Below are 17,026 nucleotides of genomic sequence, written 5' to 3'. Positions count from 1 at the left end.
AGAACAGATGATCGACGGCGCGGACGCTGCCGACAGTCCCAAAGCCCAGAGGAGACCGACATGAAGGCGCAGATTTTTTCCGGCGTGATCCCCGCCCTGATGACGCCCTGCAAGGACGACCGCACGCCCGACTTTGATGCGCTCGTGCGCAAGGGCAAGGAGCTGATCGGCAAGGGCATGTCGGCCGTGGTCTATTGCGGCTCGATGGGTGACTGGCCGCTGCTCACCGACGCGCAGCGCATGGAAGGCGTGGAGCGCCTGGTGAAGGCCGGCGTGCCGGTCATCGTCGGCACCGGCGCTGTCAACACCGCCTCGGCCGTGGCGCACGCCGCCCATGCACAGAAGGTCGGCGCGCAGGGCCTGATGGTCATTCCCCGCGTGCTGTCGCGCGGCTCCGTCATCGCCGCGCAGAAGAACCACTTCAAGGCGATCCTGAGTGCGGCGTCGGATCTGCCGGCGGTCATCTATAACAGCCCGTATTACGGCTTTGCCACGCGCGCCGACCTGTTCTTCGCGCTGCGCGAGGAGCACAAGAACCTCGTCGGTTTCAAGGAATTCGGTGGCGCGGCCGATATGCGCTATGCGGCCGAGACCATCACCAGCCGCGACGACGACGTTTCGCTGATGATCGGCGTCGATACCTGCGTATTCCATGGCTTCGTCAATTGCGGTGCCGTCGGCGCGATCACCGGCATCGGCTGCGTGCTGCCCAAGGAAGTGCTGCACCTGTGCAACCTCGCCCAGGGCGCAGCCAAGGGCGACCCGGATGCACGCCAGCGCGCGCTGGAACTGGAATCGGCACTCGCCGTCCTCTCCTCCTTCGACGAAGGGCCGGATCTCGTGCTGTATTTCAAGCACATGATGGTGCTGAAGGGCGACGCCGAATACACGCTGCACTTCAACGAGACCGACGCCCTCTCCGAAAGCCAGCGCGGCTATGTCGAAAGCCAGCTGAAACTGTTCGACACCTGGTATGCCGCCTGGAGCCAGCTGCCGGGCGCCGTGCAGAGCTACAAGGTCTGAGACGCGGACCGCATCATTGAAAAGCCCTCCGTGTGGAGGGCTTTTTTGTTGGCAATCTCACCCCGGACGTTCGGTTATCCTCAGCCATGTGCCGAGGATGACGAACGAGCAGATGCTTCGCTCCTTACCCTTCGCCGGCTAATGAAAGCGCTGGATAATCACGCAACCGCGTCCAGCCCCTTCTCCAGCAGCCGGTCGAGCTGATCGATTTCGGCAGCGGTGAGCTTGATGCCGTCCGTTTCGGAAACCGCGCGGGCGGCGAAGCGGCGTTGCGACGGCAGGCGGGCACCACCGCCGACAATGGCTTCGAAGAGCTGTTCGGCACGGGCGAAGGGATCGCCGGGCCGACCCTTGGCGAAGGCCTCCGGCGACATGGCGATGATGAGTTCGCCGTGAAAGGGCGCAAGCGTCGTCGTGCCGAGATAGTCGAGCACTTCGGGGCTTGTGAGGTCGCCGATCATGATGGCGCCGAGAAGCTCGATCATCGTGCCGATGGCTGAGCCCTTGTGGCCGCCGAAGGGCAGCATGGCGCCAGCGAGCGCGGCTTCGGGATCGGTCGTCGGACTGCCCTCGGCATCGATCGCCCAGCCCTCGGGAAGCTGCTTGCCAGCGCGCCGGTGCAACTCGATCTCGCCGCGGGCGGCCACCGATGTCGCAAAGTCGAAGACATAGGGCGGGGCATCCCTGCGCGGCCAGCCGAAGGCAAAGGGATTGGTGCCGAGCAGAGGCCTGGTGCCGCCCGTTGGCGCCACGGTGGCATAGCTCGGGCACATGACCAGCGCCGAAAGCCCCTCCTTCGTCACGGCCTCGACCTCCGGCCAGAGCGCGGAGAAATGGGTGCAGTCGTTGATGACAAGGGCCGCGATGCCGAGTGCGCGGGTGCGCTCTGCGAGCACCGGCAGGCCGAGCTCGAAGGCAGTGTTGGCAAAGCCGCCGGCGGCATTGACCTTCACGATGGCCGACCCCTCGTTGGGATCGAGAACCGGCACGGCATCCGGCTTGACCTTGCCGGCCTTGACGGTGCGCAGCGCGCCTTCGATGCGGTAGATGCCGTGCGACTTGCAGGCATCCCGCTCGCCGGCCACGATGACACGGGCAAGCGCGCCCGCCTGCCGCTCATTGAGGCCCGCGCGCCGGAAGATGGCTTCCACCCGGTCATGCAGGGCGGCGATCGTCAGGTGGGTGTCTTGTGTCATCATCATCTCTTCAAGGCTGGCTATTACGACGCTAGGCGATTGAACATCTCCACCCACAGCGTATAGAACCCCTCGACAAGTTCAATTCGCCCCGCGCGGTTTTGCGGCGGCTATCCCCTCCCCGTGAGAAAGGTACGTGTAATGGCTTTCACTCCCAACGGTAAACACCTCGTGGCCGGACAGTGGCTCGACGGCAACGGCACCTTCACCTCCTCGCCGGCGCATGGGCCCTCGCACCAATTCGCCGTCGGCACGGTCGAGCTGGTGAACCGCGCCGCCGAGGCCGCCGAAGAGGCGTTCCTCAGCTACGGCTATTCCTCGCGTGCCACCCGCGCCGCGTTCCTGCGCGCCATCGCCGACGAGATCGAGGCCCGCGCGGACGCCATCACCGAAATCGGCACGCAGGAAACCGGCCTACCGGTCGCGCGCCTACAGGGCGAACGCGGCCGCACGACCGGCCAGCTGCGGCTCTTTGCCGATCACATCGAGAAGGGCGATTATCTCGACCGCCGCTTCGATGCCGCACTGCCCGACCGCCAGCCGGCGCCGCGTCCTGAAATCCGCCTGATCCAGCGGCCGATCGGCCCGGTCGCGGTGTTCGGCGCCTCCAACTTCCCGCTCGCCTTCTCGACGGCCGGCGGCGACACCGCTGCGGCGCTGGCCGCTGGTTGCCCAGTCGTGGTCAAGGGTCACTCGGCCCATCCCGGCACCGGCGAGATCGTCGCGGAGGCCGTGCTGGCCGCCATCCAGAAGACCGGCGTTCATCCCGGCGTCTTCTCGCTGATCCAGGGCGGCAACCGCCAGGTCGGCGAGGCCGTGGTGCAGCATCCGCTGATCAAGGCCGTGGGCTTCACCGGCTCGCTTGCCGGTGGCCGCGCGCTGTTCAACCTGTGCGCCGCCCGCCCCGAGCCCATCCCCTTCTTCGGCGAGCTCGGCTCCGTCAACCCGATGTTCCTGCTGCCCGAGGCGCTGAAGGCGCGGGCGGAAGGCCTCGGCCAGGGCTGGGCGGGTTCGCTTACCATGGGCGCCGGCCAGTTCTGCACCAATCCGGGAATCGCCATCGTCGCCGACGGTGCTGATGCCGACCGCTTCACCGCCGCTGCCGTCGAGGCCCTCTCCAAGGTAGGCGCACAGACCATGCTGACCGACGGTATCGCCAAGGCCTATCACGACGGTCAGGCGCGCTTCGAAAGCCGCAACACGGTGAAGCCGCTGCTGACGACCGAATCCGCCGGCCGCGAGGCGCTGCCGAACCTCTTCGAAATCTCCGGCGAGCATTTCCTTGCCGACCATGCGCTTTCCGAAGAGGTGTTCGGCCCGCTCGGTCTCGTGGTGCGCGTCGGCTCGGTCGATGAAATGGAGACGCTGGCGCGCAAGTTCGAAGGCCAGCTGACGGCGACCATCCACATGGATGCCGGCGATCTCGAGGATGCCAAGCGCCTGCGCCCGATCCTGGAGCGCAAGGCCGGCCGCGTGCTGGTCAACGGCTTCCCGACCGGTGTCGAGGTGGTGGATTCCATGGTGCATGGCGGACCGTACCCTGCCTCCACCAACTTCGGCGCGACCAGCGTCGGCACGATGTCGATCCGCCGCTTCCTGCGCCCGGTGTCCTACCAGAACATGCCTGAGGGCCTGCTGCCGGAAGATTTCGCCGGCTAACGGAATGACGACAAGACGCACGGGTCCTCGCGGCCCGTGCGTCCCGGCCGGTCAGTCGCGACCGAAGACGTCGCGGGTATAGACCTTGGCGGCGACATCGCCGAGATCATCGGCGCAGCGGTTTGCGATGATGATGTCAGCCCGCTGCTTGAACGCCTCCAGATCGCGCACGATCTCGTGGCGAAAGACCGTTTCCCCTGGAAGATCCGGCTCGTAGACGATGACCGGAATGCCGCGCGCCGCAAGGCGCTGCATGATGCCCTGGATCGAGGATTCGCGGAAATTGTCCGATCCCGTCTTCATCGCAAGCCGGTAGACGCCGACCACATCAGGGTCGCGCGCGGCGATATCGCCGGCAAGGAAATCCTTGCGCGTCGCATTGGCATCCACGATGGCGCGGATGAGGTTTTGCGGCACATTGCTGAAGTTCGACAGCAGCTGGCGTGTGTCCTTCGGCAGGCAGTATCCGCCATAGCCGAAGGAGGGATTGTTGTAGTGCTGGCCGATGCGCGGATCGAGCCCGACGCCCTCGATGATCGCGCGCGTATCGATGCCGTGTGTCATGGCATAGGAATCGAGTTCGTTGAAATAGGCAACACGCATGGCGAGATAGGTGTTGGCGAAGAGCTTGATCGCCTCGGCCTCGCCGGGGCCCGTGAAGAGCACGGGGACATCTTCTCGGACGGCGCCCTGCCGCAGCAGGCCGGCAAACTGGTGCGCTTCCGGCGTATCCGCGCCCACGACGATGCGCGAGGGATGCAGGTTGTCGTAGAGCGCCCTGCCCTCGCGCAGGAATTCCGGCGAAAACAGGATTTTCTCGTCTCCACGGGCCTCGCGCAGCCATTTTGTATAGCCGACCGGGATGGTGGACTTGATGACGATGGTGGCTTGGGTGTTGACCTGCCTGATGTCCTCGATGACGGTCTCGACGCTGGTCGTATCGAAGTAATTGTAATCAGGATCATAGTTGGTGGGCGTTGCAACGACGACGAAATCCGCCTGCGCAAACGCGTCCCTCTTGTCCGTGGTGGCGCGCAGGTGCAGCGGCTTCGTCCGCAGATAGTCCTCGATTTCGGCATCCGCCACCGGCGAGATGCCGGCATTCAGGCTGTCGACGCGCTCGCCGGTGATGTCATAGGCGATTACGCCATTGTGCTGCGCAAGGAGTACGGCATTGGAAAGACCGACATAACCGATGCCGGCAACCGCAATATTGACCATGGGCCATCCCGTCGGCGCTACGTTGACCAAGCAGGCCGCAAGCAAAGCGGCGCGGCTGCAGGCGGGATATAGCCGCGGATGATTACAGCCAGATGGCAGGCGCGGGACGCACAATGACAAAAAGCGAGGGATCAAAATCGCCTCCCGCGCGTTTTGCCTTCATCACGATCCTAAACAGGAGAGAAAAATGGACTGGAATCGCGTCGAAGGTAACTGGAAGCAGGTCAAGGGCAAGATCAAGGAACAGTGGGGCAAGCTCACGGACGACGATCTCGATGTCATCGACGGCAAGCGCGACCAGCTGGAAGGCAAGATTCAGGAGCGTTACGGCTACGCAAAGGATCAGACCAAGAAAGACATCGACGACTGGTACGGCCGCCAGAGCTGGTAATCCCGCTCCGATGATGTTCAGCACATTTGACCGCTCACCCCAAGGGTGAGCGGTTTTTTGCTGTTGGCGAAACGGACATAGTCTTGTCCGGCACCACCCGCCCTGGCGGGCGGGTGGCAGATGCGTACGGGTCTCAGTCGAGCAGTTCGGCGGGCACCTTGCCGCCGTTGTCGGCAAGCGCCTTCAACAGGGCCTTGTGGAGCCACATGTTCATCGCAGCCGAGTCGCCCTTGTCGCCGGTGTAGCCGAGCTCGTCGGCGAGCTCCTTGCGCTCGGCGAGGCTCGCATCCATGCCAAGTGCCTTCATCAGATCGACGATCGAGTGGCGCCAATCCAGCTTCTGGCCGTTCTTGGCGACCGCGTCATCGAGAATGGCGGCGACGTCGACGTTGCCCGTCTGGACCGATTGCGGCGTCGCCGCGGGCGTGCCCCCAAGCGTGCCGGTGGCATCGTCCTTCAAAGAAGGCGTGGCCGAAACATCCGCGGTCGCCGGTGCCACACCGGCGCCCCCGATCGTCGTCTTCGATGCGGTTTCGACTGCTGCCGGCTGTGCTGCCTTGCCGAAAAGCTTTTCCTTGATGGAGCTGAAAATTCCCATGGCGGTTCCTTCCGTCTTCGACCTCCTCATGAGGCGTTTGAAAGAAGTATAGCGGTCACCCATCCGCGACAAGGCGTCAGGTCACAGGTGATGGATTTCAGGAGTGGTTTGCGATCAAACCGCTTTTGAGCGATCATCGACGGAAAGCAGGCAATGCCTCTGTGCGGAGAACAAATGAACGTTTCATCGCCTTATGCCGTGATCCATCGTGCGTTTGGGACGCCCGCTCCTTGAAGCATCTTCAACGCCCATCAGAGCGCCAGGTCGAGCAAACCCTGTATCGCTTCGATCGCAATCCTCCCGATGCCGGTCGCTGCCTCTCGCACCTCTACGAGATTTTCTCCCGGTACCGTCCGAATTGGGGCTGGTGCCGCCAATGTTTTACGCCCGAGGCGGAGGCGCGAGCGCGAAATGCGGGCGATCCGCGTCGCGCCGCGCTCGAAAGCTTCGCGCAGATCTACTTCGAACATCCGAACTGCTCCGGTGGCCGCGACACGTTCCTGCATTGGCTGCCCCGCGGGCTGGAACTGACATTCCTGAACGCCGAGCATGATTATTCTCCGATGGAAGGCGCCATGCAACTGGGGCTCTGGCGCTGGCCGAAGGAGGAACAGGATGGCCTGCGCGCCTTGTTCTCCAGCGTCGCGTCGAAATGGTTTGATCGCGGCGATCCCGTGCCATTCGAACCTGTGATGCGCAAATCGGGCCGGGACACGGACAGCTATATCTCCGCACGCATCGTCGAAGCGCTCCTGATGCTCAGGGTCGACCCTTTCGATCTGTTTTCCTGGTTGGCACGAGCGAACTCGACCCGGGCGCGGGCCGTTCTGGTCGATCTCACGATCCACGAGCATCTCGTCGATGAAGCTGCCTACTATGTTCTGGACGATGCCACCGACGAATCCTTGCTGCGCAACGGTATCCGCGCGTTGGACCGGCTCGCGCTGGACGCTCTTGCGCGGGTCGTAACCGACGACCGGCTGATGCGCCTGTGGGCTTGGGCCGACCGGGAAGACCGGGCCTTAGCCCGCAAGATCGAGGATACGGAACCGTTGCGGATGCAACGTGCCTTTCGCTTGTCGGCGACGGAACGCCGGAGGGATCGCGCCATCGTCCGGGCCGCTCTCGCCTGAGCACTCCCGCCGGACCTGGAGAGGCGTATATGACGCGGCTTGCTTTCGCAGCCGGTGAGTGGGGGGTCGCTGCGATCGCGGTAAGGAGGGCTATGGAGGGAAAATGGCGGACAGAGAGGGATTCGAACCCTCGATAGAGTTTCCCCTATACACGCGTTCCAGGCGTGCGCCTTCAACCACTCGGCCACCTGTCCGTCCGCTCGTCGCCGACGGTCAGTCCGGCGCGGGTCGCTTCGGCTTTTTCAAGCTCTGCGAGACGGCGCGATATATACCGAGGTTTGGCGAGGGATCAACCGCTTTCTGACAGATTTTTGAAGGTTCTTCGCCAAAGCCCGAGGGATTGCGCAGGGCCCGCCGCCTTCTTATCTATAGAAGCCGGAGAAGCGGAGCGGAAACCGCGCGCGGAGAAGGTCGATGATACGGTTCATCCTCAAGGCGATCAGCCTGTTTGCCCTCGTGGTTGCCGTCATGGCGGGCACGATCGATGCGATCCAGTCCGTGTCGGCCTCAGAGCCTGTGCTCACGCCGCTTGCCGTTGCCTGGAGCACCGCGAGCCCCGATACGATTGCCCTTGTCGCCGATGGCATCATGCGCCATCTCCATCCCTATGTCTGGGATCCCGCGGCGATGTGGGTGCTGTCGCAGCCGGCCTTTGTCGTGCTGCTCGCCGTTTCGCTGTTCTTCTGGATCATCGCCTACAAGCGGCCGCCGATTGCCGGCCGCTTCACCGCCTGACACAAACCGCCGCGACGAAAGCGGCCCGGCCAGGAGGCCACCATGTTCAACATCGACATGTTCAACAAGAAGTCCGTCATGCCCGCGCCGGAGGCAGCCCTGCCCGGCCGCGAGAACGCTATTCCGACTGCCGTTACCCATTTCGTCAACGGCCAACCGCTCAAAGGGCCCTATCCGGCGGGGTACAAGACCGTGCTGCTCGGCATGGGCTGCTTCTGGGGGGCCGAGCGCCTGCTCTGGCAGATCCCCGGCGTGTGGGTTACCGCGGTGGGCTATGCCGGCGGTTTTACGCCGAACCCGACCTATCGCGAGACCACGACGGGCCTGACGGGGCACACGGAAGTCGTGCTCGTCGTCTACGATCCTGCCGAAGTCTCGCTCCAGACGCTGCTGAAGGCGTTCTTCGAGGCGCACGACCCCACTCAGGGCATGCGCCAGGGCAACGATGTCGGCACGACCTATCGTTCGGCGATCTATCTCGACGACGAGGCGGATCTTGCCGTCGCGCGGCAGGCCCGCGACGCCTACCAGAAGGCGCTCGACGCCGCCGGGCGGCCGGACCGCATCACGACCGAGATCGCCAAGGCGGGCCCGCTCTACTTTGCGGAGGAGGAGCACCAGCAGTATCTCGCCAAGAATCCGGGTGGCTATTGCGGACTGCGCGGCACGGGCGTCGCCTGCGCCATCGGCTGACAGCCGCCAAATACATCCTGGACACGCGCCGCCGCCAACGGGTTGAAATTCCTGTTGGCGGCGGTCGGTATTTTTACCAACTGAAAAATTTCTGGTGAATTTTTGCTGGCGCCGTGCAAGGATGCCACCAGCCTGACCCAAGGGAAAGGGTCGGTGACTTCGGTGCGCGCTGCGTGAGGCGCAGCCCGGAAGGTCCCTATAAGATCAATAGCGAACAGGGCTGCACAATGAAAAAAACCCTTCTCACCCTTCTTGCCACCGCTGCCATGTCGGCGAGCGCTTTCGCCGCGGATATCAAGCCCGCGATCATCTACGATCTCGGCGGCAAGTTCGATAAATCCTTCAACGAAGCAGCCTATAACGGCGCGGAAAAGTTCAAGACCGAGACCGGCATCGAATACCGCGAATTCGAGATCGCCAACGATGCCCAGCGCGAGCAGGCGCTGCGCCGCTTCGCCAGCGACGGCAACAACCCGATCGTGATGGCCGGCTTCTCCTGGGCTGCGCAGCTTGAGAAGGTCGCAGCCGAATATCCCGACACCAAGTTCGCCATCATCGACATGGTCGTCGACAAGCCGAACGTGCGCTCGGTCGTCTTCAAGGAAGAGGAAGGCTCGTGGCTCGCCGGCATCATGGCGGGCATGGCCTCCAAGTCGAAGACCGTTTCCTTCGTCGGCGGCATGGACATTCCGCTGATCCACAAATTCGCCTGCGGCTATATCGGCGGCGCGAAGTCTCTCGGCGCCGACTATAATGTGCTCGAAGCCTATACCGGCACGACGCCGGACGCCTGGAACGACCCGGTCAAGGGCGGTGAAATCGCCAAGTCGCAGTTCGACCAGGGCTCCGACGTGGTCTACCACGCAGCCGGCGGCACGGGCGTGGGCGTTCTGCAGGCTGCGGCCGACGCCGGCAAGCTCGGCATCGGCGTCGACTCCAACCAGAACGGCCTGCATCCGGGCAAGGTGCTGACCTCCATGGTCAAGCGCGTGGATGTCGCCGTCTACGACGCCTTCATGTCGGCCAAGGACGACAAGTTCCAGCCCGGCATCAACGTGCTCGGCCTCAAGGAGAACGGCGTCGACGTCGCCATGGACGACAACAACGCCTCGCTCGTCACCCCGGAAATGAAAGCCGCCATCGACAAGGCGCGCGCCGACATCATCGCCGGTACGGTGAAGGTTCACGACTACATGTCGGACGAGACCTGCCCCTACTAAGGGTATCGGACGGCCCGTTTGCGCCAAGCAGACGGGCCGATTCCGTTTCCGGACACGGACCCCTTTTTCCGCAAACCGCTTCGGCGCTGCTGGCTCAGTAATGCGGCGGGCGGGTGATGGCCGGGGCCTCGCGAGACCCTTCTTCCAGCATGAGAAAGCGCTCCGTCAGACGGTCGAGCTTCGTCCTGATCTGCTCGACCACACGCCATTGTTCGGCGAGCTGGTCGGAGAGTTCCTCGATCGTATGGGCCTGGTGGGCGACATGCTCTTCCAGGCGGGCGATGCGTGCATCGGCGGTGTCGTCGGAAAGATCGGTCATGGCTGTCCTCTCGGCTTCATGCGGCCGGCATGAGCTATAGCGGGCAGGCCACCGCGCCGCAATCGCACTGGACAAGCGCTGCGGAAGCAACAAGACTGCGACACGGCAGGCCGAAGAACGGCCTGTCGGCCTGAAATCCCCGTCAGAGTGGATCGTCATGAGCGAACTGGCAATCGAACTGAAGGGCATCGACAAGAGCTTCGGCCTCGTCCATGCCAACCGGAACATCAACCTGAAGGTCCGCAAAGGCACCATTCACGGGATCATCGGTGAAAACGGCGCCGGCAAATCCACCCTCATGTCGATCCTCTACGGCTTCTACCAGGCCGATCACGGCGACATCATCATCGACGGCAAGACGATCAAGATCCGTGATCCCAATGCGGCAATCGCGGCCGGCATCGGCATGGTCCACCAGCATTTCATGCTGGTGGAAAACTTCACGGTTCTGGAAAACATCATGCTGGGCGCCGAGGAAAGCCAGATCCTTAATGCCGGCATCACCAAGGCGCGCGCCGAGCTGAAGCGGCTGGAAAAGGAATATGCGCTGGAGGTCGACCCCGACGCTGTGATCGAGGAGCTTCCCGTCGGCATCCAGCAGCGCGTGGAAATCCTGAAAGCGCTCTACCGCAAGGCCGATATCCTCATTCTGGACGAGCCGACCGGCGTGCTGACGCCGGCCGAGGCTGACCATCTCTTCCGCATCCTTCGCCAGCTCAAGGACGAGGGAAAGACCGTCCTGCTCATCACCCACAAGCTGCGCGAGATCATGGCGATCACCGACGAGGTGTCCGTCATGCGCCGCGGCGAGATGGTGGCGACGCGCACGACGAAAGACACCTCCGTGGAGGAACTGGCCGAGCTGATGGTCGGCCGCCGGGTTCTGCTGCGCGTGGAGAAGGGCGAGGCGAAACCCGCTGACGTCAAGCTTTCGGTGAAGAACCTGACGGTGCGCGACGGCCGCGGCGTGACGATGGTGGACGACGTGTCCTTCGACATCCGGGCCGGCGAAATCGTCGGTATCGCGGGTGTTGCCGGCAACGGGCAATCCGAGCTGCTGGAGGCGATTTCCGGCATCCGCCGCGCGAAGTCCGGCACGGTTTTGCTGAGCGGCAGGGAAATCGACGTGACGGGCAATGCCGACCCGGCGGACCTGCGCCGGCGCGGCCTCGCCCATGTGCCGGAGGACCGCCACCATGTCGGGCTCGTGCTGAAATTCGAGGAAAGCGAAAACGCGATCCTCGGCTATCACGACGATCCGAAATACCGCAGGGGCATGCTGCTCGATGTCGACGCCATCCGCGCCGATGCCGAAGCGAAGATCGCCGCCTACGACATCCGCCCGCCCAACCCGCGGCTCAAGACCGCCAACTTCTCCGGCGGCAACCAGCAGAAGATCGTGCTGGCGCGCGAGATGGAGCGCAATCCTGATGTGCTGATCATCGGCCAGCCGACGCGCGGCGTGGATGTCGGCGCCATCGAATTCATTCACAAGCGCATCATCGAAATGCGTGATCAGGGCAAGGCCGTGCTGCTTGTCTCCGTCGAGCTCGACGAGATCCGCGCGCTGTCCGACCGTATCCTCGTCATGTTTGCCGGCCGCGTGGTGGGCGAGCGTACCCCCGACGCCACCGAAGGAGAACTCGGCCTGCTGATGGCCGGTGTGGAAGGCCGCAAGGAGGCCGCTGAATGAGTGTTCCCTATGCGAAGCTGCCCGGTTGGGCCGAATACGGCCTGATCCCGCTGGTGAACCTCGCCGTCGCCTTCCTGATTTCCGGCCTTGTCGTGCTGATCGTCGGAGAAAGTCCGCTGGAGGCCGCCTATCACATGGTGAACGGCGCCTTCGGCCGCGGCGAATATATCGGCTTCACGCTCTACTACACGACGACCTTCATCTTCACCGGCCTTGCCGTCGCCGTCGCCTTCCACTGCGGGCTGTTCAATATCGGCGGGGAAGGCCAGGCCTATATCGGCGGCATCGGCGTGGTGCTGGCGTGCCTTGCCTTCGATCGCACGCTGCCCTGGTATCTCGTCTTCCCGATCGCAATTGTCGGCGCGGCCTTCTTCGGCGCGCTCTGGGCGATGATCCCGGGCTGGCTGCAGGCTAAGCGCGGCAGCCATATCGTCATCACGACGATCATGTTCAACTTCATCGCGGCAAGCCTGATGAACTACCTGCTCAACCGGGTGTTCAAGCCGATGGGCTCGATGTCGCTGGAGACCCGCACCTTCGATGCCGGCGGCCAGTTGCCGAAACTAGACTGGCTGATGTCGATCTTCGGACTTTCTGTGGGATCGGCGCCGTTCAACATCTCCTTCCTGCTTGCCCTGCTGGCGGCCTTCGGCGTGTGGGTGCTGATCTGGCGCACGCGGCTCGGCTACGAGATGCGCACCATGGGCCACAGCCCCGCGGCGGCCCGCTATGCCGGCATCAAGGAGGCGAAGATCATCGTCATCGCCATGATGATCTCGGGCGGCCTTGCCGGCATGATGGCGCTGAACCCGATCATGGGCGAGCAGTTCCGCATGCAGCTCGATTTCGTGCAGGGGGCGGGCTTCGTCGGCATCGCGGTGGCGCTGATGGGCCGCTCGCATCCGGCCGGCATCATTCCCGCAGCGCTGCTGTTCGGCATGCTCTACCAGGGCGGGGCGGAAATCTCCTTCGAGATGCCCTCCATCTCGCGCGACATGATCGTCATCATCCAGGGCCTGGTGATCCTGTTTGCCGGCGCGCTGGAGCATATGTTCCGCCCGGCCATCACCCGCGTCATCCTCGGCCTGTCGCCGAAGACGCGCGACGCCGCTGTGACGAAGGGAGCCTGAGCATGGATGTCTTTCAGGTCTTCATCGAGCTGGCGCAATCGACCGTTCGTCTCTCCACGCCGCTGATCCTCGCCGCGCTGGCCGGCCTCTTCACCGAACGCGCCGGCATTTTCGACATCGGGCTGGAAGGCAAGATGCTGGGGGCGGCATTCGCCGCCGGCTGCGTCGCCTATATCAGCCAGTCGGTCTATATGGGCCTGCTTGCCGCGGTGCTCGTCTCGGTTCTGCTCTCGCTGGTGCATGGCTACGCCTCGATCACCCAGCGCGGCAGCCAGATCGTCTCGGGCGTCGCGATCAACTTCGTTGTGGCGGGCTCCACCGTCATCCTCGGCGAGGCGTGGTTCCGGCAGGGCGGGCGCACGCCTGCCCTTTCGGCGGACGGCCGCTTCGGCACGGTCACGCTGCCCTTCGCCGATGCCGTGCGCGACGTGCCGATCCTCGGACCGCTCTATTCCGGCCTGCTCTCGGGCCATTCGCCGCTCACCTATCTCGCCTTCCTGATGGTGCCGGTCAGCTGGTGGATCCTCTACCGCACACGCTTTGGCCTGCGCCTGCGCGCCGTCGGTGAAAATCCGGGGGCCGTCGATACGGCCGGCATTTCGGTGATCTGGCTGCGCTACCGCGGCGTGATCTGCTGCGGCATCCTGTGCGGCATCGCCGGCGCCTATCTGTCGCTTGCCGCCGGCGCCGGCTTTACCAAGGGCATGACGGCCGGCAAGGGCTATATCGCGCTCGCCGCGCTGATCTTCGCCAAGTGGCGGCCGAAAAACATTCTCTTCGCCTGCCTGCTCTTCGGCTTCCTCGATGCCTTCGCCATCCGCTACCAGGGCTATCCCTTCCCGCTGATCGGCAAGGTGCCGGTACAGTTGATGCAGGCACTGCCCTATATCCTCACCGTGATCCTGCTTGCAGGCTTCATCGGCAAGGCCATTCCGCCGAAGGCCGGCGGCGTGCCCTATGTGAAGGAGCGCTAGAATGTCCCATGACCTGTTCGAGGCGGCGCGTGCGGCGATGGCCTTTGCGCATGCCCCCTATTCCAAGTTCCCCGTGGGCGCGGCGATCCGCGCCGAGGACGGAAAGATCTATGCCGGCGCCAATATCGAGAACCTGTCCTTCCCGCAGGGCTGGTGCGCCGAGCCCACCGCCATCAGTCAGATGATCATGGGCGGCGCGAAGAAGATCGTCGAGATGGCCGTGATCGCCGAAAAGCTGCCGCTCTGCCCGCCCTGCGGCGGCTGCCGGCAGAAGATTGCGGAGTTCGCCAGCGCGACGACGCCGATCTATCTGTGCGACGAGACCGGCGTGAAGAAGACCATGACCATGGAAGAACTCCTGCCGCACGGCTTCAGCACGGACGTGATCGGATGAGCGGCGCGGCAACAGACCTTCTGCTGGCCCGGCTCGGCGGCGTCGCACCGCGCTACGGCATCGTACTCGGCTCCGGCCTGGGCTCGCTCGTGGATGCCGTCGAGAACGCCATCCGCATTCCCTATGCGGACCTGCCGAGCTTTCCCGTCAGTTCGGTGTCCGGCCATGCCGGCGAGATGGTCATCGGCTATCTCGGGGCCGTGCCCGTCATCATGCTGTCGGGCCGCGTGCACTACTATGAGCGCGGCGACGCCAATGCCATGCGCGCGCCGCTCGAGGTGCTGAAGGGGCTGGGCGTCACCGAACTCGTTCTCACCAACTCGGCCGGATCGCTGCGCGACGACATGCCGCCCGGCTCGGTGATGCGGATTTCCGACCACATCAACTTCTCCGGCACCAACCCGCTTGTCGGCCTCGACGGCGACGACCGTTTCGTCGGCATGACCAATGCCTATGACGCCGATCTCGCGGCCCGCATGGAGGCGGCAGCACAGACACTCGATATCCCGCTCTCGAACGGCGTCTATATGTGGTTCTCCGGTCCGAGCTTCGAGACGCCGGCCGAAATCCGCATGGCGCGCGTGCTCGGCGCCGACGCCGTGGGCATGTCCACCGTGCCGGAGGTGCTGATCGCGCGTCATCTTGGCCTGAAGGTCGCCGCCGCCTCGGTCATCACCAATTTCGGTGCGGGCATGACGGGCGATGAGCTCAGCCACCATGAGACGAAGGACATGGCGCCCATCGGCGGCAAGCGGCTTGCGGCCATCCTGGCCGAAATGATCGCCGGCGGCGGCTGAGATGCTGCCGCAGGAGACGATCCGCCGCAAGCGCAACGGTGACGCGCTCTCTCAAGAGGAAATCGCCGCCTTCATTGCCGGCGTGACGGAGGGCAGCGTGTCCGAGGGACAGGTCGCCGCGCTCGCCATGGCGGTCTGGTTCAACGGGATGACGCGCGACGAGACAGTCGCCCTGACGCTTGCCATGCGCGATTCCGGCGATGTGCTCGACTGGCCCGACATCGACCGGCCGATTGCCGACAAGCATTCGACGGGCGGCGTCGGCGACAATGTCTCGCTGATGCTGGCTCCCATCGCCGCCGCCTGCGGGCTTGCCGTGCCGATGATCTCCGGGCGCGGGCTCAGTCATACAGGCGGCACGCTCGACAAGCTGGAATCGATCCCGGGCTATACGATCATGCCCTCGGCGGAACGCTTCCGCCGAACCGTGAAGGATGTCGGCTGCGCGATCATCGGCCAGACCGGCGATCTCGCCCCCGCCGACAAGCGCGTCTATGCCATCCGCGACGTGACGGCGACGGTCGATTCCGTGCCGCTGATTACCGCCTCCATCCTTTCCAAGAAGCTCGCGGCCGGGCTCCAGTCCCTCGTGCTCGACGTCAAGGTCGGCAATGGCGCTTTCATGACGGATACCGCCGAGGCGGAAAGCCTGGCGCATGCGCTGGTCGAGGTGGCCAATGGCGCCGGTGTCCGCACCACCGCGCTCATCACCGACATGAACCAGCCGCTGGCGGACGCCGCCGGCAATGCGCTCGAGATCGCCAACTGCATCGCCTTCCTGAAGGGTGAGAAGGCCGGCACGCGGCTCGAGCGGACCGTGCTCGCCTTCGCGGCGGAAATGCTCGTGTCATCAGGTCTGGAAACGAATGTCGAGGTCGCGTCAGCCAAGGCGGCCGGGGTGCTGGCGAGCGGTGCGGCGGCCGAGACCTTCGCGCGCATGGTGCACGCGCTTGGCGGGCCCGCCGATCTCCTGGACAGGGCGGATCGACATCTTGTCGCCGCACCCGTCATCCGGCCGGTGGCAGCACCGCAGGCCGGTTATCTCGCCGCCTGCGACACCCGCGGCATCGGCTTGGCCGTCATCGAACTGGGTGGCGGGCGCAGCCGGCCGGATGACGTCATTGACCACCGGGTGGGCTTCGACGGCCTTCTGCCGCTGGGTGCGAAAGTGGAGAAGGGCGAAATAATCTCTCGCGTTCACGCGGCAACCGACGCAGATGCCGACCGTGCGGCAGAACGGCTGACGGCGCTCTACCGGATAAACCCCGAGCCAGCGGCGCCGGCAGCCGAGATCCTGTCGCGCATCAGCGCGTGAGGTGCAGCTTGCCGTCCTCGACCCGGTAGGACGAGAGACCCTTCAGAAAGCTCATGCCGATCAGCGTGCCTGATAGCGCCTTGTCATCGAGAACCATGGCGCCGACATTGTCCATGCGCACCGGGCCGATTTCGACCTTGTCAAGACGGATGTAAGCCGCGCGCGCCTTGCCGTTCGCGGTATCCACGGCGTAGCGGAAGTCGAGATCGGCCCTGTCGATGCCGAGGCGCTGGGCGGTCGAGACATTGAGGGCGACCATGCTGGCGCCCGTATCGATCATGCCCTGTTCCTTGCGGCCATTGATGGCGAAAAGACCGGTGAAATGGCCGCCCGCATCGGCGTTGATCGTGGCGCTGCGGTTTCCGGTATAGCGCGCGGCATCCTGCCCCGGCTGCACCGAAGCGGTTTCCACCCTGGCCTCGGGCGTCGGGGTCTGCGTTTCGCCGACATAACGGCTGGCAAGGTCTGGCACGAAGGCCGCGGCGGCAAGCACGCCGCCGACAAGAAGGACGAGGCTTCGAACGAACATGGCCGG

18 protein-coding genes and 1 tRNA gene are annotated in these 17,026 nt (G+C 64.4%); 13 read left to right on the top strand and 6 right to left on the bottom strand.

The window, feature by feature from the left end; all coding sequences use genetic code 11:
- Positions 1-60: 60 nt before the first annotated feature.
- Complete coding sequence (locus MKI86_RS07665) at positions 61-1,023, top strand: dihydrodipicolinate synthase family protein (protein ID WP_241599493.1); 963 nt, start codon at positions 61-63, stop codon at positions 1,021-1,023.
- Between the two features lie 158 nt (positions 1,024-1,181).
- On the opposite strand, the gene MKI86_RS07660 is transcribed toward MKI86_RS07665, so the two are convergent.
- The gene (locus tag MKI86_RS07660) at positions 1,182-2,219 is read right to left on the bottom strand and encodes an Ldh family oxidoreductase (RefSeq protein ID WP_241599478.1); all 1,038 of its coding nucleotides are present in this window, start codon (positions 2,217-2,219) and stop codon (positions 1,182-1,184) included.
- Positions 2,220-2,360: 141 nt separating this feature from the next.
- Between MKI86_RS07660 and MKI86_RS07655 the strand changes: the two genes are divergently transcribed.
- Positions 2,361-3,878 (top strand): aldehyde dehydrogenase (NADP(+)), encoded by a 1,518-nt coding sequence (locus tag MKI86_RS07655; protein WP_241599475.1) that lies wholly within the window; start codon positions 2,361-2,363, stop codon positions 3,876-3,878.
- Positions 3,879-3,929: 51 nt separating this feature from the next.
- Here MKI86_RS07655 and MKI86_RS07650 read toward each other — a convergent pair whose 3' ends face one another.
- Positions 3,930-5,099 (bottom strand): nucleotide sugar dehydrogenase, encoded by a 1,170-nt coding sequence (locus MKI86_RS07650; RefSeq protein WP_241599471.1) that lies wholly within the window; start codon positions 5,097-5,099, stop codon positions 3,930-3,932.
- Positions 5,100-5,286: 187 nt separating this feature from the next.
- Here MKI86_RS07650 and MKI86_RS07645 point away from each other — a divergent pair, with 187 nt between their 5' ends.
- The gene (locus tag MKI86_RS07645) at positions 5,287-5,490 is read left to right on the top strand and encodes a CsbD family protein (protein WP_203317212.1); all 204 of its coding nucleotides are present in this window, start codon (positions 5,287-5,289) and stop codon (positions 5,488-5,490) included.
- Between the two features lie 133 nt (positions 5,491-5,623).
- Here the strand turns inward: MKI86_RS07645 and MKI86_RS07640 are convergent, their stop codons facing one another.
- Positions 5,624-6,088, bottom strand: a complete 465-nt coding sequence (locus MKI86_RS07640; RefSeq protein ID WP_241599461.1) for a DUF3597 domain-containing protein — start codon at positions 6,086-6,088, stop codon at positions 5,624-5,626.
- 125 nt (positions 6,089-6,213) lie between these two features.
- Between MKI86_RS07640 and MKI86_RS07635 the strand changes: the two genes are divergently transcribed.
- Entirely contained in the window at positions 6,214-7,221 is a 1,008-nt protein-coding gene (locus MKI86_RS07635) for a hypothetical protein (protein ID WP_241599459.1), read from the top strand.
- Between the two features lie 104 nt (positions 7,222-7,325).
- On the opposite strand, the gene MKI86_RS07630 is transcribed toward MKI86_RS07635, so the two are convergent.
- Positions 7,326-7,415, bottom strand: a tRNA-Ser gene (locus MKI86_RS07630).
- A 220-nt stretch (positions 7,416-7,635) separates the two neighbouring features.
- Between MKI86_RS07630 and MKI86_RS07625 the strand changes: the two genes are divergently transcribed.
- The 3 genes from MKI86_RS07625 (at position 7,636) to MKI86_RS07615 (ending at position 9,869) form a co-directional block, all read left to right on the top strand.
- Positions 7,636-7,956, top strand: a complete 321-nt coding sequence (locus MKI86_RS07625; RefSeq protein ID WP_241599456.1) for a hypothetical protein — start codon at positions 7,636-7,638, stop codon at positions 7,954-7,956.
- A gap of 42 nt (positions 7,957-7,998) precedes the next feature.
- Complete coding sequence (msrA, locus tag MKI86_RS07620; protein ID WP_241599453.1) at positions 7,999-8,649, top strand: peptide-methionine (S)-S-oxide reductase MsrA; 651 nt, start codon at positions 7,999-8,001, stop codon at positions 8,647-8,649.
- 227 nt (positions 8,650-8,876) lie between these two features.
- Entirely contained in the window at positions 8,877-9,869 is a 993-nt protein-coding gene (locus tag MKI86_RS07615) for a BMP family lipoprotein (RefSeq protein ID WP_241599450.1), read from the top strand.
- Between the two features lie 94 nt (positions 9,870-9,963).
- Here the strand turns inward: MKI86_RS07615 and MKI86_RS07610 are convergent, their stop codons facing one another.
- The gene (locus MKI86_RS07610) at positions 9,964-10,188 is read right to left on the bottom strand and encodes a SlyX family protein (RefSeq protein ID WP_134650449.1); all 225 of its coding nucleotides are present in this window, start codon (positions 10,186-10,188) and stop codon (positions 9,964-9,966) included.
- Between the two features lie 157 nt (positions 10,189-10,345).
- Between MKI86_RS07610 and MKI86_RS07605 the strand changes: the two genes are divergently transcribed.
- From MKI86_RS07605 to deoA, 6 genes are read left to right on the top strand one after another with little or no spacing between them, the layout of a single operon-like run.
- A complete protein-coding gene (locus MKI86_RS07605; RefSeq protein ID WP_241599447.1) occupies positions 10,346-11,881 on the top strand; it encodes an ABC transporter ATP-binding protein in 1,536 nt (511 codons plus the stop codon).
- Positions 11,878-13,011, top strand: coding sequence for an ABC transporter permease (locus tag MKI86_RS07600; RefSeq protein WP_134650451.1), 1,134 nt, complete (start codon positions 11,878-11,880; stop codon positions 13,009-13,011). The genes MKI86_RS07605 and MKI86_RS07600 overlap by 4 nt, the downstream gene beginning before the upstream one ends.
- A gap of 2 nt (positions 13,012-13,013) precedes the next feature.
- Positions 13,014-13,985: an ABC transporter permease gene (locus MKI86_RS07595; RefSeq protein WP_241599445.1), complete on the top strand. Its 972-nt coding sequence runs from the start codon at positions 13,014-13,016 to the stop codon at positions 13,983-13,985.
- Position 13,986: 1 nt separating this feature from the next.
- Positions 13,987-14,379 (top strand): cytidine deaminase, encoded by a 393-nt coding sequence (locus tag MKI86_RS07590; protein WP_241599442.1) that lies wholly within the window; start codon positions 13,987-13,989, stop codon positions 14,377-14,379.
- The gene (locus MKI86_RS07585; RefSeq protein ID WP_241599440.1) at positions 14,376-15,176 is read left to right on the top strand and encodes a purine-nucleoside phosphorylase; all 801 of its coding nucleotides are present in this window, start codon (positions 14,376-14,378) and stop codon (positions 15,174-15,176) included. The genes MKI86_RS07590 and MKI86_RS07585 overlap by 4 nt, the downstream gene beginning before the upstream one ends.
- A gap of 1 nt (position 15,177) precedes the next feature.
- Positions 15,178-16,491, top strand: coding sequence for a thymidine phosphorylase (gene deoA / locus MKI86_RS07580; protein WP_241599437.1), 1,314 nt, complete (start codon positions 15,178-15,180; stop codon positions 16,489-16,491).
- On the opposite strand, the gene MKI86_RS07575 is transcribed toward deoA, so the two are convergent.
- Positions 16,481-17,020 carry a TIGR02281 family clan AA aspartic protease gene (locus MKI86_RS07575; RefSeq protein ID WP_241599435.1) on the bottom strand — a complete coding sequence of 180 codons (540 nt, stop codon included), beginning with the start codon at positions 17,018-17,020 and terminating at the stop codon, positions 16,481-16,483. The two genes, deoA and MKI86_RS07575, sit on opposite strands and share 11 nt — an antisense overlap.
- Positions 17,021-17,026 lie beyond the last annotated feature (6 nt).

This window comes from Shinella sedimenti, from assembly GCF_022601905.1.
Taxonomy (GTDB): Bacteria; Pseudomonadota; Alphaproteobacteria; order Rhizobiales; family Rhizobiaceae; genus Shinella; species Shinella sedimenti.
This window is presented reverse-complemented; position numbering and strand designations above follow the sequence as displayed.

Coding starts and splice junctions, on each gene's coding strand:
- MKI86_RS07665 (WP_241599493.1), top strand. CDS start 61: ATGAAGGCGCAGATTTTTTCCGGCGTGATCCCCGCCCTGATGACGCCC.
- MKI86_RS07660 (WP_241599478.1), bottom strand. CDS start 2,219: ATGACACAAGACACCCACCTGACGATCGCCGCCCTGCATGACCGGGTG.
- MKI86_RS07655 (WP_241599475.1), top strand. CDS start 2,361: ATGGCTTTCACTCCCAACGGTAAACACCTCGTGGCCGGACAGTGGCTC.
- MKI86_RS07650 (WP_241599471.1), bottom strand. CDS start 5,099: ATGGTCAATATTGCGGTTGCCGGCATCGGTTATGTCGGTCTTTCCAAT.
- MKI86_RS07645 (WP_203317212.1), top strand. CDS start 5,287: ATGGACTGGAATCGCGTCGAAGGTAACTGGAAGCAGGTCAAGGGCAAG.
- MKI86_RS07640 (WP_241599461.1), bottom strand. CDS start 6,088: ATGGGAATTTTCAGCTCCATCAAGGAAAAGCTTTTCGGCAAGGCAGCA.
- MKI86_RS07625 (WP_241599456.1), top strand. CDS start 7,636: ATGATACGGTTCATCCTCAAGGCGATCAGCCTGTTTGCCCTCGTGGTT.
- msrA (WP_241599453.1), top strand. CDS start 7,999: ATGTTCAACATCGACATGTTCAACAAGAAGTCCGTCATGCCCGCGCCG.
- MKI86_RS07615 (WP_241599450.1), top strand. CDS start 8,877: ATGAAAAAAACCCTTCTCACCCTTCTTGCCACCGCTGCCATGTCGGCG.
- MKI86_RS07610 (WP_134650449.1), bottom strand. CDS start 10,188: ATGACCGATCTTTCCGACGACACCGCCGATGCACGCATCGCCCGCCTG.
- MKI86_RS07605 (WP_241599447.1), top strand. CDS start 10,346: ATGAGCGAACTGGCAATCGAACTGAAGGGCATCGACAAGAGCTTCGGC.
- MKI86_RS07600 (WP_134650451.1), top strand. CDS start 11,878: ATGAGTGTTCCCTATGCGAAGCTGCCCGGTTGGGCCGAATACGGCCTG.
- MKI86_RS07595 (WP_241599445.1), top strand. CDS start 13,014: ATGGATGTCTTTCAGGTCTTCATCGAGCTGGCGCAATCGACCGTTCGT.
- MKI86_RS07590 (WP_241599442.1), top strand. CDS start 13,987: ATGTCCCATGACCTGTTCGAGGCGGCGCGTGCGGCGATGGCCTTTGCG.
- MKI86_RS07585 (WP_241599440.1), top strand. CDS start 14,376: ATGAGCGGCGCGGCAACAGACCTTCTGCTGGCCCGGCTCGGCGGCGTC.
- deoA (WP_241599437.1), top strand. CDS start 15,178: ATGCTGCCGCAGGAGACGATCCGCCGCAAGCGCAACGGTGACGCGCTC.
- MKI86_RS07575 (WP_241599435.1), bottom strand. CDS start 17,020: ATGTTCGTTCGAAGCCTCGTCCTTCTTGTCGGCGGCGTGCTTGCCGCC.